The organism is Roseomonas chloroacetimidivorans (genome assembly GCF_049629625.1).
Classification (GTDB): Bacteria; Pseudomonadota; Alphaproteobacteria; order Acetobacterales; family Acetobacteraceae; genus Roseomonas; species Roseomonas chloroacetimidivorans.
Genome location: NZ_JBNBZS010000015.1, coordinates 77,146 through 97,514 on the forward strand (window position 1 = coordinate 77,146; position 20,369 = coordinate 97,514).

Here is a 20,369-nt window from a genome sequence, read left to right on the forward strand (position 1 = left end):
TTACAGCGGACGGGTCTCAATGCCGGGAGCAGGGCCTAGGCGTTCGCCCGGTCCTCCGCTTGCACGCCCAGGAACTTCAGCTTCCGGTGCAGGGCGGACCGCTCCATGCCGACGAAGTTCGCGGTACGGCTGATATTGCCGCCGAAGCGCAGAAGCTGGGCCTCGAGATACTGCCGCTCGAACAGCTCGCGCGCATCGCGCAGCGGGAGCGTCATGATCTCGCTGGACCGGTCCAGCTTCAGCATGGCGGGCGCTGCGGAACCCACCTCCGGGGGGAGCATCTCCGGCCGGATCGGGTCGGCTGGGCCACCCGGCGCCATGATCAGCAGCCAGTCCACGAGGTTACGGAGCTGGCGAACATTGCCGGGCCAGTCATAGGCCTGCATCGCCGCCATCGCGTCTTCGCTGATCTCGCGGGCGGGCACGCCCGAGTTCTCCGCCGACTTCGCCATGAAGTGCCGGGCCAGCGCCGGCACGTCCTCACGCCGCTCCCGCAGGGCGGGCATGCGGATCGGCACGACGGCCAAGCGGTAATAGAGGTCCTCACGGAACCGCCCGGCCGCGATCTCGGCGGAGAGGTCCCGGTTGGTGGTCGCGGTCACCCGGACATCGACCTTCACGCGGGTCGCGCCGCCGATCCGCTCGAAACCTTGTTCCTGAAGGGCGCGGACGATCTTGCCCTGGGTTTCCAGGGGCATGTCCGCCACCTCATCGAGCAGCAGCGTGCCACCATGGGCCCGCTCCAGCACGCCCTGCCGGCGCGGCTGGGTGATGGGATCAGGACCGCCCTCCACGCCGAACAGCTCCTCCTCGAAGCGGGCCGGGTTCAGGGTGGCGCAGTTCAGGGCGACGAAGGGCTCGTCGGCCCGGCGGGAGCGGGCATGGATCATGCGCGCCGCCACCTCCTTGCCCGAGCCAGCCGGGCCGGTGATCAGCACGCGCGAGCCGGTGGGCGCCACCTTCTCGATCGCATTGCGGATGCCCGTGATCAGGGAGGAGGTGCCGACCAACTCCGTTTCCGAGCCGCTGCGCAGCCGCAACTCGCTGTTTTCGCGCTTGAGGCGCGCAGCCTCCAGCGCCCGCGCGACAATCAGCAGCAGCCGGTCCGACTTGAACGGCTTCTCGATGAAGTCGTAGGCGCCTTGCTGGATAGCCTGCACAGCCGTCTCGATCGTTCCGTGACCGGAGATCATGACCACGGGCACGCGCGGCTCCTCGCGGTGCAGCGCCTCCAGAATACCCAAGCCATCCAGTCGGGAATTCTGCAGCCAGATATCGAGAATCACCAGGCTGGGACGCTTCTGGCGGAATGCCGCCAGCGCCTGGTCGCTGTTCGCAGCCTGCCGGACCTCGTAACCCTCGTCCCCCAGGATGCCGTCGATGAGCGCGCGGATATCCGGCTCGTCGTCGACGATCAGGATGTCATGCGCCATGACGCAGCATCTCTCCTTTTTCCTGCAACCCGTCCTGCTCCGCCGTCTCGTCCAGGGGAAGAGTGAGAGTGGCCTTGGCCCCGCCACCCGTCCCGTCCGCGAGCGTCAGCCCGCCCCCATGGTCCTCCATGATCTTCTTCACGATGGCAAGCCCGAGGCCTGTTCCCTTTGTCTTGTGGGTCACATACGGTTCCGTGAGGCGGTCGCGCTCACCATCGCCTGGCAGGCCGATGCCATTATCCTCCACGCTGATGGAGATCTTGCCGGTCCCCACCGCCACCTCGACCGTCACGCGCCCGCCAGCCTCGCCTTCCGGCCGCATGGCAATGGCGTCGGCGGCGTTCTGCAACAGGTTGGTCAAGGCCTGATTAATCAATCGCCGGTCACAGCGGACCGAAAGGGGAGCTTCGGGCAGTTGCAGATCGTAGGTGATGGCAGGGTGCGCGTCGCGCTGTAGCACCAGTGCCTCCCGTACCAGTTGCGCCGGGTTCTCCGGGCGGATCACCGGATGCGGCATGCGGGCGAAAGCTGAAAATTCGTCCACCATCCGGCCGATATCGCCGACCTGCCGCACGATTGTGTCCGTGCAGGCCCTGAAAGTGTCAGGATCATCACTGATCTGCTTGAGATAGCGTCGCTTCAGCCGCTCCGCCGAAAGCTGGATGGGCGTCAGTGGGTTCTTGATCTCATGGGCGATCCGGCGGGCAACATCGGCCCAGGCCGCCGTGCGCTGCGCGGAGAGCAGGGCCGTGATGTCATCGAATGTCAGGACATAGCCGGAGAGGCCCCCCGCGTCGAACTCCGCGCCGATCCGCGCCAGCAGGGTGCGCCGGCCGGAAGGGCCGGGGATGAGGATCTCCTCCGTATGTGGCTTCTCCGGCGCCGCGGCCGCGGCGGCCAGGATGCTGCGGAAAGCCGGTATCACCTCGTCCAGCGGGTGGCCAATAAGGGTGTCCAGATCCTGGCCGAGCAGGTCGCTGGCCGGGCGGTTGGGCAGGTTGATGCGGCCGGCCGCGTCAAGGCCGATCACCCCGGCCGAGACACCGGCCAGTACGCTCTCAGTGAAGCGGCGACGGTCGTCGAGCTGGCGATAGGCCTCCAGAAGCTCGCTCCGCTGAGCGGCCAACTGGTTCGTCATGCGGTTGAAGGCGCGGGACAAGCTGCCGACCTCATCATCCGGGGCCCCCTCCTCCACGCGGACGGAGAGGTCACCGCCGCGCACCCGCTCGGCCGCATTGATCAGGCGGGAAATCGGCCGGGCGATCTGGTTAGCCATGACCAGGCCGATCAGCACGGCGGCCAGCAACACCAGCAGTGTCACCACGGCGAAAATGAGGGCGAAGGTAATCTGCAGCCCGGACCGGTTGCGGTCGAGCTGGTCGTATTCCTGGTAAGCCAGCTCGGTCCGCTGCATGTGCTCGATGATCGAGGGATCGAGCGGCCGGTTGATCATCAACATCAGCCCGGGCTCGATATCGAGTGCGACCAGCCCCCTCACCCGGGTATCGTCCCCCTCGGCCGTCAGCACGGCCACGTCGCCCTGACGCGCCACCTCCATGGCCCAGGCCGGCGGCGGGTCCATGACCAGCGCGCTGCCCAGCCCGGCATTGGCGACCACCCGGCCCAGCACAGGCTCGAAAACCGTCGCCTCGGTCAGCCCGCGCAGGGCGGCATGGGTGGCCAGCACCCGGCTGAAGCCCACGGTGTTGTCGGGCAGCAGGGGCGCCGCGCGGTTCAGGTCCGCCGCCATGGCCAGAGCGTCGGCCCGGATGGTGTTGCGGTTCTCCTCCAGATAGGCGCGCGAGGCGACCAGGCTCGCCTCCAGCGTGTCCCGCACCTTGTCACCGAACCAGGCCTGGATGCCCAGCTGGAAGAAGACCGTGGCAAAGACGGCAACGAACAGCACCGGCACCACGGCAACCACGCCGAAGAGCATGACCAGCCGTACATGCAGCCGCGACCCCGCACTGCCCCGCCGGCGCTCCGCCCAGACCCGGACGAGCCGCCCGGCCAGGCTCGCGGTAAGCAGCAAGACGAAGGCGGCGTTGACCAGCACGAGGGCGGCCGTCTGCGCCGGGGTAGTCGGCCCGAAAGGCCCGCCACCCGACAGCACGGCAAAGGATGCGATCGCGACGAGGAGCGCCCCCATCGCCAGCGCCAGCGTCATGGAACGGCCGAGCAGCATGTCCGCCACCCGGCGGGCGAGGCTCTTCTTTGGCCCTTGGCCCGCGCGCCTCACGTCACGACCGTCATGTTAGGCCGCGTACAACCGGCAGCTCCAGCTCCCGGATCTTCTTCCGCAGCGTGTTTCGGTTCAGGCCGAGCATGGCAGCGGCCTTGATCTGGTTACCCCGGGTATTGGCCAGGGCGAGCCGCAGCAGCGGCCGCTCGACCTCGGCCAGCACGCGCTCATAGAGGTCGCGGACCGGCAGGCCGTCGCGCTGGGCGTTCATGAAGGTCGCGAGGTGCCGCTCCACCGCTTGCTCCAGCGTTTCCGGGCTGGAGGGCGCCGCGGGGGTACCTGGGGCGGGCTCGGCCTCCGCCAGCTCAGCCGCCACTGCATCCTCCCCGATCACCTCCTGCGGGTAGAGAGCCGCGAGGCGGCGCATCAGATTCTCCAGCTCGCGGGCGTTGCCGGGCCAGGGATGCACTTTCAGTCGCTCCACCGCGCCGTTGTCGAGCGACTTAGCTGGCAGCCCAGCCGCCTTGGCGCGGTCCAGAAAGTGGCGGGCCAGGAGGGGGATGTCCTCCACCCGCTCCCGCAACGGCGGCAGTCGGATGGGAACCACGTTCAAACGGTAGAACAGGTCCTCGCGGAACAAGCCCTGGCGGATCGCCTGGCGCAGGTCCCGGTGAGTGGCGGCGACGATACGGACATTCGCCTTGATCGGGGTCCGGCCGCCGACGGTCGTGAATTCACCCTCCTGCAGCACGCGAAGGAGGCGGGTCTGCGCCTCGGGCGGCATGTCGCCGATCTCGTCGAGGAAGAGGGTGCCGCCCGCCGCCTGCTCGAAGCGGCCAACTCCACGGGCCATCGCGCCGGTGAAGGCGCCACGCTCATGCCCGAACAGCTCCGCCTCGATCAGGTCGCGCGGAATGGCGGCCATGTTCACGGCCACGAAATTTCCGGTACGGCGGCGGGAATAGTCATGCAGGGCACGGGCGACCAGTTCCTTGCCCGTCCCGGACTCGCCCGTGATCATCACGGTCAGATCGGTCGTCGTGAGGCGGGCGACGGACCGGTAGATCTCCTGCATCGCCGGGGAGCGTCCGACCAGAGGCAGGCGCTCCTCTTCCGCCCCTTCCCCGTCCTCCGCGGGAACCGCGGCGGGGGCCGCGAGGGCGCGACCAACAAGGGAAAGCAAATCTTTCAAATCAAAAGGCTTAGGAAGGTAATCAAAGGCGCCACGTTGAGCAGCCTTGAGGGCCGTCGCGAAGGTGGACTGCGCGCTCATCACCACCACCCGCAACTCCGGCCGAACGCGGCGGATGCGGGGAACCAGATCCAGTCCATTCTCATCGGGCATCACCACATCGGTGATGACGAGGTCACCCTCCCCGTCCTCCACCCAGCGCCACAGCGTCGAGGCGGAGGAGGTGGCGCGCACATTGTAACCCGCCCGGCCGAGGGCCTGGGCGAGGACGGTGCGGATGGCGCGGTCATCATCCGCGATGAGGATGGTGCGTTCGGTCATTCTTCTACTTAAAGATCAAAGGTTTGCATGACTTCCCTATCAGGCCGTCTGACGCATCCGCGCCCGTGGCATGGGCTGCGCGACGCGAGTTGGCGGCTTGGCCAAGGAGAGGCGGAACACGGTGCGGCCCGGGCGGCTGTCGCATTCGATCAGCCCACCATGGTCCGCCACCAACTTAGCGACCAGTGCGAGACCGAGCCCCTGCCCGCCCCGCTTGGTCGTGATGAAGGGCTCGAAGAGACTGGCGCGCACATCCTCATCGATGCCCGGACCGTTGTCGCGCACCGACACCTCCAGGGGCAGATGCACGCGCTCACGCGAGCCCGGAATGGCCAAGCGAACGCCATGCCGATAGGCGGTGGTCAGCACGATCTCGCCACCTTGCGGATCAACGGCTTCAGCGGCGTTCTTCACGAGGTTCAGCAGGATCTGCACGAGCTGGTCGCGGTTGCCCCAGACCGGCGGAAGGGAGGGGTCATAATCCTGCACGATACGGAGATGCGCGGCGAAGCCAGTGCCGGCGATCCGTCGCACATGATCCAGCACCTCGTGGATGTTCACGGCTTCCCGCTCCAGCGGCCGCTCGGAGAACATGTCCATCCGCTCCACCAGATCGCGGATCCGGTCCACTTCATCCTGAATGAGAAGGCAGAGCTCCCGGTCCCCCTCGGATGCCGCTTGCTCCAGCAACTGCGCCGCGCCCCGGATGCCGGAGAGCGGGTTCTTCACCTCATGCGCCAGCATGGCAGCCATGGCACTGGCCCCGCGTGCGGCGCCACGGAAATTTAGCTGCCGATCAAGCTTCTGCGCGGTGGAGCCATCTTGCAGGGTGAGCACCACCGCCCCCGGCATCTCCGGCAGGGGAGCGCCATGGGCGGCCACGCCGTCGCGGTGCAGGCGGGGCGAGCGGAGCGTCAGGTCATGGTCGGAGACCGGCGCATCCGCCATGCGCACCTGCCGCACCAACGCAAGCAGGCGAGAATCCTCCGGCAGCAGGTCCGTCAGGCGCAGTTGCGCAAGAGTGGCCGAGGAGAGGCCCAGGAACAGCTCCGCCGCCGGGTTGGCAAAACGGAAACGCTCTTCCTCGTCCAGCAGCACCACCGGCACGGGCAGGGCCGAGAGGAGATGGGCGCTGCCTGGCAGTCCGCCCTTGTCCAGTAAACCGTTGGTTCCGGCCATTCGAAGCTCCTCAGGCGGCCAGGGCGGCGTCGTCGTCGCGGGCCGCCTCGCGGCCAGCTTCGCGATAGAAGTCGCGCACCCCTTCCACCCCGGCGTCCAGCAACGGGCGGTAGAAAGACTCGATCGCGGCCAGGGCGTTTTCCACCGTGTCAGCCGCGTTGATGCGGACGCGGAACTCGGCGCTGCCGGGCAGGCCGCGCGAGTACCAGGCGATATGCTTGCGGGCGAGGCGGAGGCCGGGGTTGCTGCCGTGATGGGACAGCATCGCCGAGTAATGCTCCAGCAGCATGGCATGCTGCTCGGCCAGCGAAGGCAATTCCGGCATGGTGCCGGTGGCCAGGTATTCGGCCACCAGGCCCGGCAGCCAGGGCCGGCCATAGGCACCGCGGCCGATCATCACGCCATCCGCGTTCGATTGACGCAGCGCCTCCTCCGCGTCCTGCGGGCCGAGGATGTCCCCGTTCACGATCACGGGGATGGTGACCGCCGCCTTCACCTTCGCGACGAAGGCCCAATCCGCCGTGCCGGTATAGAGCATCTGCCGGGTACGGCCATGCACGGTCACCATGCGGATGCCACAGGCTTCCGCGATGCGGGCGAGGTTCGGAGCGTTCAGGTTCGAATGGTCCCAGCCCATGCGCATCTTCAGCGTGACCGGAACAGAGACGGCCTTCACCGTCGCCTCAAGGATGCGGGCGGCCTTGATCTCGTCCCGCATCAGGGCGCTGCCGGCCTGCTGGCCGATCGCTACCTTCTTCACGGGGCAGCCGAAATTGATGTCCACCAGCGCGGCGCCACGATCCACGGCGAGCTTCGCCGCCTCCGCCATCACCTCGGGGTCGCAGCCGGCAAGCTGCACGCTGGCAGGGCCGCCGAATCCGTCCACCTCGGCCATTTTCATGGTCTGGTGGTTCTCGCGGATCATGGCCTGGCTCGCGATCATCTCGCTGACCACCATGGGCGTCCCCCGGCCGCGGGCAATGCGCCGGAAGGGCAGATCGGTCACCCCGGACATGGGCGCGAGAATAACCGGACGCTCAATGCGGACATCGCCGAGCTGGATGGGTCGCAGGCGCGGGCTGCCCTCAGGTTGAGCAGCCTCTCCAATGCGTGATGTTGTCGGCATGGGCATCTGCCTATCAACCGGGCAGGTGCCCGGTCAAGCGGGATCGAGGGACAAGGCGGGCGGGCCCCTGGGCGTGGCCTTGCAAGGCCGCTAGGTTCCGCCGCGTTTTGATAGGCGCGCTCACCGGAACGTGCCTGAAGGGGATGATAGCATGCGGGTGGCGGCGTTGCTGATGGCGGCCGGGCGTGGGGAGCGCCTGGGCGGCGGGGAACCGAAGCAGTTCCTTCCCCTGCTAGGCCGTCCGGTGCTGCGCCACGCCGCCGAGGCGCTGCTGCGCGACGGTTTGGTGGAGGTGATCCAGCCGGTTTGCGCCGATGCTGAGCGCGAACGCGTCGATTCGATTCTGGCTGGCCTGCCGGTGCGGCCCGCCGCAACCGGCGGCGCGACACGCCAGGCCAGCGTACGGGCCGGACTGGAGGCGTTGGCGGCACAAGCACCGGATCTGGTGCTGGTCCATGATGCCGCCCGCCCGATCGTGCCGGCCGGAACCGTCGCCGCCGTGCTGGCCGCGCTGGAGGCCGCGGAAGGAGCCATTCCCGCCCAGCCAGTGGCCGATACGCTGAAGCTTGGCCAGGGCGGCAACATCGTTCGTACAGTGCCGCGAGAAGGGTTGCACCGGGCCCAGACGCCCCAAGGCTTCCGCTTTCCGCTGCTGCTCTCCCTGCATCGCGCGGCGCCCGAGGGCGCTACGGACGACGCCTCGCTGCTGGAAGCGGCGGGCCATCCCGTGAAGTTGGTCCCTGGATCGGAGGACAATGTGAAGATCACCTATCCCGGCGACTTGGAGCGCGTGGAGGCCGCCATGTTGCCGCGCCTGCTGCCCCGCGTTGGCTCCGGCTTCGATGTGCACCGTCTGGTGGAAGGGCGCCCGCTCTTCCTGTGTGGTGTGCAGGTTCCGCACAGCATGGGGCTGGATGGGCATTCGGACGCTGATGTCGGGCTGCACGCCCTATGCGATGCGATCTATGGCGCGCTGGCCGAAGGCGATATCGGCCGCCATTTCCCGCCGAGCCAGATGCAGTGGAAGGACGCGGACAGCGCGCAGTTCCTGCGCCACGCCGCAGGCCGGATCGCTGCCCGGGGCGGGGTGCTGGCCAATGCCGATGTCACCCTGATCTGCGAGAGGCCGAAGATCACCCCGCACGCCCCAGCCATGATCGCGCGGGTGGCGGCGCTGCTCGGCGTGCCGGAGAACCGCGTCTCGGTGAAAGCCACAACCACGGAGCGGTTGGGCTTCCCCGGCCGGGAGGAAGGTATCGCGGCCCAGGCAGCGGTCAGCATCCTGGTGCCGGCTTAACGCGGGCCTGCCGAAGAGGCAGGAAACGATGGGGGGGGACCGCCCTTAGGCGACCTCTGCGCGGAGCCAGGCAAGGTAGTCCGGGTCGCCCTCGCCCAGCCTCAGAGTAACAATGCAGGGTGTCGTGTAGGAATGGAGCGCCCGCACCCGCGCCCGGAGCGCCTCGAAGCGGTCCCGCGTCGTCTTTGCCAGGAAGGCGCTCTCCCGCGCCTCCTCAATCCGTCCTTCCCATCGATAGATCGCATCGTGCCCGGGAAGAAGGTTCACGCAGGCGGCCAGGCGTTCCTCGACCAGGGTACGGCCGATCCGCCGAGCCTCCTCGACATCAGCAGCGGTGACATAGACGAGGATCGGATCGTCAGGACTGTTCATCAATTCCTCACTCGGTCCGGGTAGGCTGCGGCAGGCCGTCCAGCACCGCTTCGCAGGCAAGCACGACCAAGTCGCGCAATGGACCGGGACGTGGCGGGTCCAGCAGGGTGGTGGACCAGTGATCAGGCGGATTGCGGCCGGCCGATCGGTCCCAGGTCAGCGCACGGAGCACGGCCTCGGCGGCGGGCGGAAGGCGCTTCGGGACGGGATAGTCATTCAGCGCGCCCCAGACGAGGGCCCAGCAGCGAGCAACGGTCCAGGGGTTGTAGCCCCCTCCCCCCGTGACGATCAGGCGCGGCGCTTCGGCCATCAGGGCCTGAACGACGGCACGGTGGGAATTGTTAGAGAGCGAGAGGCGTGCGAGCGGGTCTTCCTCAAGCGCGTCGGCGCCGCATTGGAGCATGACGGCCTGGGGACGGAGATGCCGCAGGATCGGCAGGATGGCCGCGTGCAGGACGTGGTCCATCTCCGTGTCGTTGAAGCCCTGCGGCACGGGGATGTTGCGCGCATGGCCGCCCGCGCGGTCCTCCAGCTTCCCTGTGAAGGGCCAACGCGCGGCTTCATGGATTGAAAGGGTGAAGACGCGCGGATCGTCCCGGAAGGCGAACTCCACGCCGTCGCCATGATGCGCGTCGATATCGATGTAGAAAATGTTGGTGAGGCCGAGATCCAGCCATTCCAACAGGCCGATGACGGGATCGTTGATGTAGCAGAAGCCGCTGGCCCGGTCCGGCATGGCGTGATGCGTTCCGGCGCCGGGTACATGGGCCACGCCGCCATTCCGCGTCAGCCGCGCGGCCAAGATGGCTCCGCCGGCGCTGGTGGCCGGGCGGCGGAAGACTTCCGGGTAGACGGGGTTGCCGCGGGCACCGATGTGATGCCGCTCCCGCACCGCCTCCGACACGGATTGCTGGGCCTCAGCCTGCTGCAGGGCGGCGATGTAGTCAGGGGTGTGATAGCGGGTGAGCTGGGCCGGGGTGGCGCGCGGACTGTCCAGATAGCGCGCCGGGTCCAGCCAGCCGAGTGCCCGGATAAGGTCCAGCGTGGCCGGCACGCGCTGAATGGCCAGCGGGTGCGTCGGCCCATAGGTCGATCCGCGGTAGATCTCCGACCCGATCAGCAAGGGCCGGTGACGTCCCTGCACCGACCGATCCATCACGCCCATGCAGGCCGACCGGCTTTCCGGCCCGACGCCCCAGGCATCCCCCGGGCCTCGCCGCCGTTTAGGGGCTGATCCGGGACCGAGGAGACGCAATGATGGTCGATACCACGCTGATCCGTGCTCATATGCCCGTTGTAGATTGCCGTGGCCGTCATATCGGCACGGTGGATGACCTGGACGCAGGGCGGCTCAAGCTAACTCGCGGGAGCATCGGTGACGGCCAGCACCATTACATCCCGCTTGCGGAGGTTTCCGCGGTGGACGACGACAAGGTCACCACCCAGCTCACGCTGGAGGAGGTGCAGGCCTTGATGCACAGCGGCGAGCAGCATGGCCATACGGAGGCCTGACCGGGGCCTCAGCGCAGCCGTTCCAGGATGGAGACGTAGTTCGCGACCGCGGCGCCACCCATATTGAAGACCCCACCAAGCGTCGCGCCCGGAATCTGCATTCCGCCAGCCTCGCCGGCGAGCTGCATGGCGGCCAGGATATGCATGGACACGCCCGTGGCCCCGATCGGATGACCCTTGGACTTCAGGCCGCCCGAAGGGTTCACCGGTAGCCGCCCATCCTTGGCCACCACCCCTTCGAGCACGGCCCGGGCCCCCTGCCCTTCAGGTACCAGGCCCATCGCCTCGTAATCGATCAGCTCGGCAATGGTGAAGCAATCATGCACTTCGGCGAAGGATAGATCGCCCACACCCACGCCCGCAGCCTCATAGGCCTGCCGCCAGGCCTCTCGCGCTCCTTCGAAGCGCGTGATGTCACGAGCCGAAATGGGCATCAGGTCGGTCACCTGCACCGCAGCACGAAACTGCACGGCCTTGCCCAGGCTCGCGGCGGTCTCCGCATCGGTCAGCACCAGCGCTGCCGCGCCATCCGAGACCAGGCTGCAATCCGTGCGCTTCAGCGGACCGGCCACCACCGGGTTGCGCTCGCTGACCGTGCGGCAGAATTCGTAGCCGAGATCCTTGCGCATCTGGGCGTAAGGGTTGTCCACGCCGTTGCGATGGTTCTTGGCCGCGATAGCCGCCAAGGCATCGGACTGGTCCCCATGCCGCTGGAAGTAGGATTCAGCGATCCGGGCGAAGACACCGGCGAAGCCTGCGGGGATGTCGCCTTCCTCCCGCCGATAGGCGCAACCCAGCAGCACATCGCCGACCTGGGAGCCGGGGATGGCCGTCATCTTCTCGACACCGATGACCAGGGTAAATCGTCCCCTGCCGGCGCCCAGGAAGTTCATGGCGCCGTGAATGGCGGCCGAGCCGGTGGCGCAGGCATTCTCCAGCCGGGTCGCCGGTTTGAAGCGCAACTCTGGCAGGGATTGCAGGACGAGGGCGGCCGGAAAGTCCTGCTTCTGGAACCCGCCGTTGAAATGGCCGAGATAGACCGCATCGATGTCGACGGGGTCGATACCCGCATCCTCGATGGCCGCCCGTGCAACGCGGCTGATCAGGGCCTCGGCGTCCGGCGCGTCCTCCAGCTTGCCAAAGGGCGTATGTGCCCAACCGACGATGCAGGCCCCGTCCGTTCCATGCCCGGCCATCCCACGATCCCTCCGCTTCTTGCCAGGGAAGATAGGGCGCCGGCTGGGGATCGGGAATGGGCGGCCGCAATCAGCCGCGGAAGAGGCTGAGCAGACCCTGGGGCGACTGGTTCGCGATGCCGAGTGCCTGGGTGCCGAGCTGCTGGCGGATCTGCAGGGCCTGGAGCTTCGCGCTCTCCTTTGCCAGGTCGGCGTCGATCAGGGAGCCGAGGCCGGTTTCGAGAGAGTCGAGCTTCTCCTTATTGTAGCTCATCTGCGCTTCAAGATAGGTGGCGTTGTTGCCGAAGGTGTTCAGCGCGGTATTCACCGCCGTCATCTTCGTCGCGAAATCACCGTCGGCCGCGAGCGCCGAAGCCGCGGAGGCCGCATCCGTCGGCGCGGCGGCAACGACGAGGGCGGTCGAGCCTTCGATCGAGGTCAGGTTGTAGACGGTGGCTTGTTCGTTCCGCGTGGTGGCGATGTCGCCGCCCCCAGCCGCGGCGGAGGTGGTGAGGAGCGTGCGGCCATTATAGGTCGCATCGGTGATGAAATTCTGCACCTGGGTGCGGAGCGAGTCATACTGCGCCTGGTACTGGGTACGCTGCGCGCCGGAGAGAGTGCCGTCGGCAAGCTTCACCAGCACGCCGCGGATTTCCGTCATGGTGTCGGAAACCTTGTTCAGCCCGGCCAGGGTCGTGTCCAGGATGCCCTGAACGCTGCCCATCTGTTCATTGGCTGAGGTGAGGCCGGCGATATCGGCCCGTACAGATTGAGCCACGGCGAAAGCCGCGCCGTCATCTTTCGCGTCTGCCACGCGGTACCCGGTCGAGACACGCTTTTGCGTGACCGCCAGAGCCTCGTTCGTGCGGTTGAGGGACTGCAGCGCGACCTGCGCGCCGATGTTCGTGTTGACGGAGTTCGTCGCCATCGGGGTCTTCCCTTCGCGTCGGCGGGTCACCCGCCCTGGGCAAGACACTGGACGCGAAGAGTGAAGGAAGACCTAACAACACAGCGACGCGTGAGCCCCGGAATCAGAAGGCCCCGGCATTGAGCCGAGGCCTTCCATCATCCGGCAAGGATGCGGCGATCAGCCGCCCTTGTACTGCACAGCCTGGCGGCCGCGCTGGCCGTCGCGCACGTCCAACGCCACCTTCTGGCCCTGCTGTACGTCGGTCACGCCGGCGCGCTGCAGGACGGAGGAGTGCAGGAACACGTCCTGGCCGCCATCATCCGGGGTCACGAAGCCGAAGCCACGCACCTGGTCGAACCACTTGACGGTGCCGTTCACGGCATAGGTCGGGCCACCCTCGTCACGGCCGAAGTCGCGGCGCGGCGGCGGACGGTCGCCAAAATCACGGCGCGGGGCGCCGAAACCACCACCACCGGCGCCACCGCCGAAGCCGCCACCGCCGCCGAATTCACGACGCGGCGGGCGATCTCCGAAGCCGCCACCACCAAAGTCACGACGCGGCGGGCGATCCCCGAAGCCGCCACCACCACCGCCGAACTCACGGCGCGGCGGGCGATCTCCAAAGCCGCCACCACCAAAGTCACGACGCGGCGGGCGATCCCCGAAACCACCACCGCCAGCGCCAGCGCCACCGCCCGGACCGGGCTTCAGTTCGAGGATGCGGGTAACAAGGCGGCGGCCCTGGCGATCCGTGCCGATCTCGCAGACCAGCTTATCGCCCGTATCCGCCGACTGGATGCCGGCCTCGGCCATTGCCGAAGCGTGAAAGAACACGTCCTGTCCGTCGGGCCCGAGCACGAAGCCGAAACCCTTGCGGCCATTGTACCACTTCACCTCGGCCTCTACGGGCCCGGTGCCACCCTGCGATTCATTCTCGGGGAACACTGTATCTCATTATCCGCAAACAGATCGGCCCGACGGGATGCAGGACCGGTATCCTCATGCTGACACGGTCACGCAAGGAATGCTAGGTGAATCGACGGGGATCATAGGGCCTAAGATCGATTCCTGGTGTGGTTCCGGCGGCCAGGGCGGCCGCCGCTTTCCCACTTCGCGGGCCACTGACCAATCCGACATGCCCGTGACCAAAGGCCATCACGATATCTGGCGTGGCCGCGGCATAGCCTAGGCAGGGCAGCCCATCGGGCATGGAGGGGCGGTGGCCCATCCAGAATTTCACGCGCTCGGCCGGCAGATCGCGCGGCAGGCCAGGGAAGGACCGCAGCAGGTGGTCCCGCAGAATTTCCGAGCGCCTCCAATTGGGCGCCGCTTCGAGCCCCGCGATTTCCACTTGGCCGGAAACCCGCAGCCCGGCCCGGGTCGGAGTGATGGCCATCTTACCATCGGAAGGCATGATCGGAATGCGCGGCCCGACCTCTGCCCCCAGCACCACGGCGTGGTAGCCGCGCTCCGTCTCCAGCGGCACGCGGGACCCGGCGGACGCGGCCAGGCTGCGGGACCGGGCACCGGCACAGATCACCGCGCGATCGGCGGCGATCTCCTCCTGACCCGTCAGCACCGCCTTCAGCCGCCCCGCCTGGATCCGGAAGCCAGTTGCCTCAGCGCGACAGAGGGTGGCGCCCTCGGCTACCGCTTGCTCCACGAGGGCAGCGACATAGGCGCCGGGGTCGGTGCAATGCCCGGCCTCCTCGAACAAAGCGCCGAAGCCATAGCGGCGGTCCAGATCGGGCTGGAGCTGCCGCATCTCCTCCGGCCCGATTTCCTTCCAGCTCAACCCGACGGCCCGGCGGATACGCCAGCCCATTGCCTCCTTCTCGTAATCCTCCCGAGACGGATAGACATACATCAGCCCGTCGCGCCGGATCAGATCAGGCACCCCGGCGCGCTCTGCCAGTGTCTTGTGCAGCGTGGGGCCATCGGCCAGCAGCGTCTTCAGCGCGCGCGCTGTTTCCAGCACCTGCGCCTCAGTCCAACCGGAACGAAGATAGGCCCAGAGCCAGGGCAGGACTCGGGGGAAATAGGACCAGCGAATGGCCAAGGGCCCAAGCGGATCGCGCAGGAAGCCCGGAACCTGCTTCCACAATCCAGGCATGGCCGGGGGCAGCACGGACATGAAGGAAAGCCAGCAGCCATTCCCGTAGGAGGCTGCCTGCTCCCCACCCGGCGGGCCGGGATCGAGGATGGTGACGCGGAAGCCCCGGTCCAGGGCTTCCAGTGCCGTGCAGGCGCCGACGATACCGGCGCCAATGATGACAAGATGCGTTCCCGGCGGAACCTTTTCCGGGGCCGGCTCAGCCGGCATCGACCACCGCGCGCCTGGCCATCACCGTCACGAGATGGGCACGGTACTCGGCGCTGCCATGAATGTCGCTGTTCAGCCCATCGGGCGACTGGCGAATGCCCGCCACCGCCTCGGGCGACCAGTTGGCGGACAGGGCGGCCTCCATATCCGTCTGGCGGAACACGCCGGGGCCCGCGCCGTTTACCACCACCCGCACGCCCTTCGGCCCGCGAGCCACGAAGACGCCGGTCATAACGTAGCGGGAGGCCGGATTGCGCATCTTGGCATAGCCCGCCTTCTCCGGAATCGGGAAGGAAATGGCGGTCAACAGCTCGCCCGGCTCCAGTGCCGTGGTGAACATGCCCAGGAAGTAGTCGTCGGCCTCGATGCGTCGGCGGCTGGTGATAAAGGTCGCGCCCAGTGCCAAGGCGGCGGCAGGATAGTCGGCCGCCGGGTCATTATTGGCCAGCGACCCGCCCATGGTGCCGCGGTTGCGGACCTGGGTGTCGCCCAGGCCGGCAGCCATCCGGGCCAGGACAGGAATGGCGCCATTCACCGCCGGGTCCTTGGTGATCTCCACATGGCGGGTCATGGCACCAATCACGACGGCGTCACCCTCCCGCCGGATGCCGCGCAGCTCGGCAATGCCGGAGAGGTCCACCAGGGCCGAGGGGCGGTCGAGCCGGTGCTTGAGAGCCGGCAGGATCGTCTGGCCACCCGAGATTGGGCGGGCATCCGGATCGGCCAGCAGGCTTACCGCTTCGGCGATGTTGGAGGGCTTGTGATAAGCAAAATCATACATGGATCGGGCCTCTCCCTTCAGGCTTCGGCCGGGGCCAACGCGTCGCGGCGGCCATGCATCACGTCCTGAGCGGCAGCGATCGCCCGAACGATGTTGTGATAGCCCGTGCAGCGGCAGAGATTGCCCTCCAGCCCCTCGCGGATCTCGTGCTCGCTCAGGCCGTCCGGGTGCTTCTTCACCAGGTCGATCGCGGACATGACCATGCCCGGCGTGCAGAAGCCGCACTGCAGGGCGTGATACTCGCGGAAGGCCTCCTGCATCGGGTGCAGCGTGCCGTCCGGCGCGGCCAGACCCTCGATGGTGGTGACCGTCGCACCATCGGCCTGCACGGCCAGCATGGTGCAGGACTTCACGCTGTCACCGTTCACATCCACCACGCAGGCGCCGCACTGGCTGGTGTCGCAGCCAACATGCGTCCCTGTGAGCCGCAGCTTCTCCCGCAGCAGCTCCACCAGCAGGGTGCGGCCCTCGACCTCCACGCTGTGCTGCTGGCCGTTCACCGTCAGACTGACATTCGGCATCTTCTGCTCCCCGCCCGATCGCTCGGGACGTCCATTGTCCGGAACCTCGCGCGACCGTCCCGAACCGTCAAGCGAGGTGCCCCTTCCGGTTCCGTCAGTGGAGGGGCGAGATGTCCCGAGAGAGTGGGTTCTGGCTGGCTGGCAGGTCGTGCAGATGGCAGGCCGCCGTATGGGCGGGGCTGGTCGGCTTGAGCAGCGGCTCCTCCACCCGGCACCGATCGAAGACATAGGGGCAGCGCGTGTGGAAGCGGCAGCCGTTGGGCGGGTTGATCGGGCTGGGCACGTCACCCTTGAGGATGATGCGCTGCCGCGAGGCCCCGGGCTTGGGCACCGGCACGGCCGAGAGCAGTGCCTCGGTGTAGGGATGCTTCGGTGCGGCGAAGAGGCTGCGGCGAGGCGCCACTTCCACGATCTTGCCGAGATACATCACGGCCACGCGATGGGTCATGTGCTCGACGATCGCCAGGTCATGGCTAATGAAGAGCATCGCCAGGCCCAGCTTGGCCTGCAGGTCCTGCAGCAGATTGACGATCTGCGCCTTCACCGACACGTCGAGCGCCGAGACGGCCTCGTCGCAGATGATCAGGTCGGGCTCCGCCGCCAGGGCACGGGCGATGCCGATGCGCTGGCGCTGCCCGCCGGAGAACTCATGCGGCCAGCGGCCAATGGCGTCCCGAGGCAGGCGGACCGTGTCCATCAGCTCCGCGAGCCGGCGGTCGAGATCCGCGCTGTCCTTGGCCAGCCCGAAATTACGAATCGGCTCGGCCAGGATATCGCGCACCCGCATGCGCGGGTTGAGGCTGCTGAAGGGATCCTGGAACACCACCTGCACGCGGCGCCGCATCGGCTTCAGCGAGGAATTCGGCAGCGTGTCGATCCGCTGCCCGTCCAGCACCACCTGTCCCGAGGTGATGTCGAAGAGGCGCAGCACGGCCTTCCCAACCGTTGACTTGCCGCAGCCTGATTCGCCCACAAGGGAGAGCGTCTCGCCCTTCGCAATCTCGAAGGACACGCCGTCCACGGCGTAGACATGGCCGGTGACGCCGCCGAGCAGGCCTCCCCGCAGGGGGAAGTGCTTCTTGAGATCGTCGACTTGCAGAAGCGGTCGAGCGTTGGAGAGCGCGGCACTCATGCGGCCATCAGCTCCTTTGCGGCATAGTGACAAGCGGCCGTGTGGTTCGGCGCCTTGGGTTCCAGGGCCGGCGCAATGGCGCGGCAGAGATCGGTGGCTCTTGGGCAACGCCCGGCGAAAACGCAGCCGTCGATGCGCGTCTTCAGGCTGGGCACGAGGCCCGGGATCTCGGCCAGCCGCGTCTCCTCGCCGGTCAGCGAGGACCCGAGCTTCGGCACCGCGCCCAGCAGGCCCTGGGTGTAGGGGTGCTTTGGATCGTTGAAGAGCTCGCGCACGGGCGCCTCCTCAACCTTGCGGCCGGCATACATGACGATCACCCGTTCCGCGACCTCCGCCACCACGCCGAGGTCATGGGTGATAAGGACAATTGCCGCGCCCACGCGGTGCTTGAGGTCCCGCATCAGGTCGAGAATCTGCGCCTGAATGGTCACGTCCAGCGCCGTGGTCGGCTCGTCCGCAATCAGCAACTTCGGGTTGCAGGCCAGTGCCATGGCGATCATCACGCGCTGGCGCATACCGCCGGAGAGCTGGTGCGGGTATTCCTTCACCCGCCGCTCCGGCGCCGGAATGCCGACCAGCTTCAGCATCTCGATCGACTTCGCCTCGGCCTGGGCCTTGTTCATGCCCTGGTGCAGTCGCAGCGTCTCGCCGATCTGCCGGCCCACGGTCAGCACCGGGTTCAGCGAGGTCATCGGCTCCTGGAAGATCATGCTGACATCGTTGCCGCGAATGGCGCGCATCTCGCGGTCCGACAGCTTCAGCAGGTCGCGACCGTTGAACAGTATCTCGCCGGCGATCTTCCCGGGCGGCTCCGGAATGAGTCGCAGGATGGACATGGAGGTGACGGACTTGCCGCAGCCGCTCTCGCCCACGATCGCCACCGTCTCACCGGCGTTCACGTGAAAGGAGAGGCCATCGACGGCGCGGTTGATACCGTCGGGCGTGCGGAAATGCGTCTGGAGGTTCCGAACCTCGAGAAGGGGCGCGTTGGCCCCGATGCTAGAGGACATGGGTCAAACCCTCTTGGCCATGCGCGGGTCGAGCCAGTCGCGAAGGCCGTCACCCAGCAGGTTCACCGCCAGCACTGTCAGGGACAGGAACACCGCCGGGAAGAAGACGATATAGGGCTTCACCTGCCAGAGGGCCCTGCCCTCCGCCATGATGTTCCCCCAGGACGGGATGATCGGCGGGGTACCGGCGCCGATGAAGGAGAGGATACTTTCCGCGATCATGGCGCTGGCGCAGATATAGGTCGCCTGAACGGTCAGCGGCGCGAGCGTGTTCGGCAAGATGTGGCGGAAGATGATCCGCGGCGTGCTCGTACCTGAGGCGACTGCCGCGTCCACATAGGGCTGCTCACGCAAGGACAGCACCACGCCGCGTACCAGGCGGGAAACACGCGGCACCTCCGCGATGGTGATCGCCAGGATCACATTGCCCACGCTGCCCCGGGTCAGCGCCATCAGTGCGATCGCGAGCAGGATGGAGGGAATGGACATCAGCCCGTCCATGACGCGCATGATGATGGCGTCCGCCCAGCGGACGAAGCCGGAGATAAGCCCGATCGTGAGCCCAATCACCGAGGAGAAAAGGGCCACGGCGAAGCCCACGAGCAGCGACACCCGAGAGCCGTAGAGCACGCGGGAATAGACATCGCGACCCAGCATGTCCGTGCCGAACCAGTACATGGCCGAGGGTTCGCGCGTGCGCCGGGCCGGGGCAAGCGCGGTCGGGTCCACGGTCCAGAGCAGAGGCGCGAATATCGCGATCAGCAGGATCAGCAGCATCAGCCCGCCGCCGATCGCGATGGTCGGATTGCGGCGCAGGAAGCCAATGAAGCCACGCCTGGGCTTCACGGGCGGCATCACGTCCGGCAGGGCCGGTGCTGCGGCGACGTCGGCCGGCCCGATAGCGCCGGGCGGGATCATGCCCGCCTCAGCGGCGGCCGGCTGGATGGCGGAGGTGCTCAATACCGGATCCTCGGATCGAACAGGGTGTAGAGGAGGTCGATCAGCAGGTTCACCAAGACATAGACGAAGGAGAAGAGAAGGATGACGCCCTGGATCACGGGGTAATCGCGTCGAAGGATGGCATCCACCGTCAGGCGGCCAAGGCCGGGTATGGCGAAGACGCTCTCTGTCACGACAGCGCCGCCGATCAGCAATGCCACGCCGATACCAATGACGGTAACGATCGGCACGGCAGCGTTCTTCAGCGCATGCAGGAAGAGGATACCCGGCTGCCCCACGCCCTTCGCGCGCGCCGTCCGGATATAGTCCTGCTGCAAGACTTCCAGCATCGTCGCGCGGGTGATGCGGGCGATCAACGCGATGTAGACACCACCCAGCGCGATGGCGGGCAGGATCAGGTTCTGGAACCAGGGCCAGATGCCGCGGGCGAAGGGCGTGTAGCCCTGAACCGGCAACCAATCCAGCTGCAGCGCGAAGATATAGGCGAGCAGGTAGCCGACCACGAAGACCGGCACGGAGAAGCCTAGTACCGCGAAGCCCATGACCAGCCGGTCAATGATGGTGCCCTGCTTCCAGGCCGCGATCACCCCCATCGGCACCGCGATGCCGACCGCAAGGATCAGCGTGATGACCATCAGGGAGAGGGTTGGCTCGATCCGCTGCGCGATCATGGTGCTGACGGGCAGGTTGGTGAAGATCGAGGTGCCAAGGTCACCCCGGATGATATGCCAGACCCATTCGCCGAAGCGCACGAGATAGGGCCGGTCCAGGCCGAGGCTGGCCCGGATCCGCTCCACATCCGCCGGCGTGGCCTGGTCGCCCGCGATCACTGCGGCTGGGTCGCCCGGCGATATGTAGAGAAGACTGAAGACGAACAGCGCCACGATCGCCATCACGGGGATGGTGGCAACAATCCGGCGGAGCGCGTAAGCGAACATCCCGG

At 67.3% G+C, this 20,369-nt stretch carries 19 protein-coding genes; 2 read left to right on the forward strand and 17 right to left on the reverse strand.

The genetic code is table 11. From position 1 onward, the window contains the following. Positions 1-35: 35 nt before the first annotated feature. The 5 genes from ntrX to dusB form a co-directional block, all read right to left on the reverse strand. A complete protein-coding gene (gene ntrX / locus ACO1BU_RS13565; RefSeq protein WP_424136486.1) occupies positions 36-1,433 on the reverse strand; it encodes a nitrogen assimilation response regulator NtrX in 1,398 nt (465 codons plus the stop codon). Beyond that, complete coding sequence (locus tag ACO1BU_RS13570; RefSeq protein ID WP_424136549.1) at positions 1,423-3,618, reverse strand: sensor histidine kinase NtrY-like; 2,196 nt, start codon at positions 3,616-3,618, stop codon at positions 1,423-1,425. The genes ntrX and ACO1BU_RS13570 overlap by 11 nt, the downstream gene beginning before the upstream one ends. Positions 3,619-3,682: 64 nt before the next feature. Continuing rightward, positions 3,683-5,128, reverse strand: a complete 1,446-nt coding sequence (gene ntrC, locus ACO1BU_RS13575) for a nitrogen regulation protein NR(I) (RefSeq protein ID WP_424136487.1) — start codon at positions 5,126-5,128, stop codon at positions 3,683-3,685. Positions 5,129-5,167: 39 nt separating this feature from the next. Then, positions 5,168-6,307: a two-component system sensor histidine kinase NtrB gene (locus ACO1BU_RS13580; RefSeq protein WP_424136488.1), complete on the reverse strand. Its 1,140-nt coding sequence runs from the start codon at positions 6,305-6,307 to the stop codon at positions 5,168-5,170. A 10-nt stretch (positions 6,308-6,317) separates the two neighbouring features. Then, the gene (gene dusB / locus ACO1BU_RS13585; RefSeq protein ID WP_424136489.1) at positions 6,318-7,433 is read right to left on the reverse strand and encodes a tRNA dihydrouridine synthase DusB; all 1,116 of its coding nucleotides are present in this window, start codon (positions 7,431-7,433) and stop codon (positions 6,318-6,320) included. A gap of 151 nt (positions 7,434-7,584) precedes the next feature. Here dusB and ispD point away from each other — a divergent pair, with 151 nt between their 5' ends. Then, positions 7,585-8,730, forward strand: a complete 1,146-nt coding sequence (gene ispD, locus ACO1BU_RS13590; RefSeq protein WP_424136490.1) for a 2-C-methyl-D-erythritol 4-phosphate cytidylyltransferase — start codon at positions 7,585-7,587, stop codon at positions 8,728-8,730. A gap of 45 nt (positions 8,731-8,775) precedes the next feature. On the opposite strand, the gene cutA is transcribed toward ispD, so the two are convergent. Both cutA and ACO1BU_RS13600 read right to left on the reverse strand, forming a co-directional pair. Beyond that, positions 8,776-9,102, reverse strand: a complete 327-nt coding sequence (cutA, locus tag ACO1BU_RS13595) for a divalent-cation tolerance protein CutA (RefSeq protein ID WP_424136491.1) — start codon at positions 9,100-9,102, stop codon at positions 8,776-8,778. 7 nt (positions 9,103-9,109) lie between these two features. Continuing rightward, positions 9,110-10,246 (reverse strand): acetoin utilization protein AcuC, encoded by a 1,137-nt coding sequence (locus tag ACO1BU_RS13600; protein WP_424136492.1) that lies wholly within the window; start codon positions 10,244-10,246, stop codon positions 9,110-9,112. Positions 10,247-10,359: 113 nt separating this feature from the next. On the opposite strand from ACO1BU_RS13600, the gene ACO1BU_RS13605 reads away from it, so the two are divergent. Beyond that, positions 10,360-10,614: a DUF2171 domain-containing protein gene (locus tag ACO1BU_RS13605; protein ID WP_424136493.1), complete on the forward strand. Its 255-nt coding sequence runs from the start codon at positions 10,360-10,362 to the stop codon at positions 10,612-10,614. 8 nt (positions 10,615-10,622) lie between these two features. Here the strand turns inward: ACO1BU_RS13605 and ACO1BU_RS13610 are convergent, their stop codons facing one another. From ACO1BU_RS13610 to ACO1BU_RS13655, 10 genes are all read right to left on the reverse strand, one after another. Continuing rightward, on the reverse strand, positions 10,623-11,810 hold the full coding sequence (locus ACO1BU_RS13610; protein WP_424136494.1) for an acetyl-CoA acetyltransferase: 1,188 nt from the start codon (positions 11,808-11,810) through the stop codon (positions 10,623-10,625). A 70-nt stretch (positions 11,811-11,880) separates the two neighbouring features. Beyond that, the gene (locus tag ACO1BU_RS13615) at positions 11,881-12,717 is read right to left on the reverse strand and encodes a flagellin (protein ID WP_424136495.1); all 837 of its coding nucleotides are present in this window, start codon (positions 12,715-12,717) and stop codon (positions 11,881-11,883) included. Positions 12,718-12,876: 159 nt separating this feature from the next. Then, positions 12,877-13,644 (reverse strand): cold-shock protein, encoded by a 768-nt coding sequence (locus ACO1BU_RS13620; protein WP_424136496.1) that lies wholly within the window; start codon positions 13,642-13,644, stop codon positions 12,877-12,879. Between the two features lie 82 nt (positions 13,645-13,726). After that, positions 13,727-15,022 (reverse strand): NAD(P)/FAD-dependent oxidoreductase, encoded by a 1,296-nt coding sequence (locus tag ACO1BU_RS13625; RefSeq protein WP_424136497.1) that lies wholly within the window; start codon positions 15,020-15,022, stop codon positions 13,727-13,729. Continuing rightward, on the reverse strand, positions 15,012-15,803 hold the full coding sequence (locus ACO1BU_RS13630) for an FAD binding domain-containing protein (RefSeq protein ID WP_424136498.1): 792 nt from the start codon (positions 15,801-15,803) through the stop codon (positions 15,012-15,014). The genes ACO1BU_RS13625 and ACO1BU_RS13630 overlap by 11 nt, the downstream gene beginning before the upstream one ends. Before the next feature lie 17 nt (positions 15,804-15,820). Next, positions 15,821-16,324, reverse strand: a complete 504-nt coding sequence (locus ACO1BU_RS13635; RefSeq protein WP_424136499.1) for a (2Fe-2S)-binding protein — start codon at positions 16,322-16,324, stop codon at positions 15,821-15,823. A gap of 94 nt (positions 16,325-16,418) precedes the next feature. Continuing rightward, a complete protein-coding gene (locus ACO1BU_RS13640) occupies positions 16,419-17,456 on the reverse strand; it encodes an ABC transporter ATP-binding protein (protein WP_424136500.1) in 1,038 nt (345 codons plus the stop codon). Beyond that, positions 17,453-18,466: an ABC transporter ATP-binding protein gene (locus ACO1BU_RS13645; protein WP_424136501.1), complete on the reverse strand. Its 1,014-nt coding sequence runs from the start codon at positions 18,464-18,466 to the stop codon at positions 17,453-17,455. Before ACO1BU_RS13645 ends, ACO1BU_RS13640 begins: the two co-directional genes overlap by 4 nt. Before the next feature lie 3 nt (positions 18,467-18,469). Continuing rightward, positions 18,470-19,426, reverse strand: a complete 957-nt coding sequence (locus tag ACO1BU_RS13650; RefSeq protein ID WP_424136502.1) for an ABC transporter permease — start codon at positions 19,424-19,426, stop codon at positions 18,470-18,472. Beyond that, entirely contained in the window at positions 19,423-20,364 is a 942-nt protein-coding gene (locus ACO1BU_RS13655) for an ABC transporter permease (protein WP_424136503.1), read from the reverse strand. Before ACO1BU_RS13655 ends, ACO1BU_RS13650 begins: the two co-directional genes overlap by 4 nt. Positions 20,365-20,369 lie beyond the last annotated feature (5 nt).

Excerpts from the sequence above, each read along its gene's own strand:
- ispD (WP_424136490.1), top strand. The coding sequence starts at position 7,585 with ATGCGGGTGGCGGCGTTGCTGATGGCGGCCGGGCGTGGGGAGCGCCTG.
- ACO1BU_RS13610 (WP_424136494.1), bottom strand. The coding sequence starts at position 11,810 with ATGGCCGGGCATGGAACGGACGGGGCCTGCATCGTCGGTTGGGCACAT.
- ACO1BU_RS13570 (WP_424136549.1), bottom strand. The coding sequence starts at position 3,618 with ATGCTGCTCGGCCGTTCCATGACGCTGGCGCTGGCGATGGGGGCGCTC.
- ACO1BU_RS13615 (WP_424136495.1), bottom strand. The coding sequence starts at position 12,717 with ATGGCGACGAACTCCGTCAACACGAACATCGGCGCGCAGGTCGCGCTG.
- ntrX (WP_424136486.1), bottom strand. The coding sequence starts at position 1,433 with ATGGCGCATGACATCCTGATCGTCGACGACGAGCCGGATATCCGCGCG.
- ACO1BU_RS13630 (WP_424136498.1), bottom strand. The coding sequence starts at position 15,803 with ATGTATGATTTTGCTTATCACAAGCCCTCCAACATCGCCGAAGCGGTA.
- dusB (WP_424136489.1), bottom strand. The coding sequence starts at position 7,433 with ATGCCGACAACATCACGCATTGGAGAGGCTGCTCAACCTGAGGGCAGC.
- ACO1BU_RS13640 (WP_424136500.1), bottom strand. The coding sequence starts at position 17,456 with ATGAGTGCCGCGCTCTCCAACGCTCGACCGCTTCTGCAAGTCGACGAT.
- ACO1BU_RS13580 (WP_424136488.1), bottom strand. The coding sequence starts at position 6,307 with ATGGCCGGAACCAACGGTTTACTGGACAAGGGCGGACTGCCAGGCAGC.
- ACO1BU_RS13655 (WP_424136503.1), bottom strand. The coding sequence starts at position 20,364 with ATGTTCGCTTACGCGCTCCGCCGGATTGTTGCCACCATCCCCGTGATG.
- ACO1BU_RS13625 (WP_424136497.1), bottom strand. The coding sequence starts at position 15,022 with ATGCCGGCTGAGCCGGCCCCGGAAAAGGTTCCGCCGGGAACGCATCTT.
- ACO1BU_RS13645 (WP_424136501.1), bottom strand. The coding sequence starts at position 18,466 with ATGTCCTCTAGCATCGGGGCCAACGCGCCCCTTCTCGAGGTTCGGAAC.
- ACO1BU_RS13605 (WP_424136493.1), top strand. The coding sequence starts at position 10,360 with ATGGTCGATACCACGCTGATCCGTGCTCATATGCCCGTTGTAGATTGC.
- cutA (WP_424136491.1), bottom strand. The coding sequence starts at position 9,102 with ATGAACAGTCCTGACGATCCGATCCTCGTCTATGTCACCGCTGCTGAT.
- ntrC (WP_424136487.1), bottom strand. The coding sequence starts at position 5,128 with ATGACCGAACGCACCATCCTCATCGCGGATGATGACCGCGCCATCCGC.
- ACO1BU_RS13635 (WP_424136499.1), bottom strand. The coding sequence starts at position 16,324 with ATGCCGAATGTCAGTCTGACGGTGAACGGCCAGCAGCACAGCGTGGAG.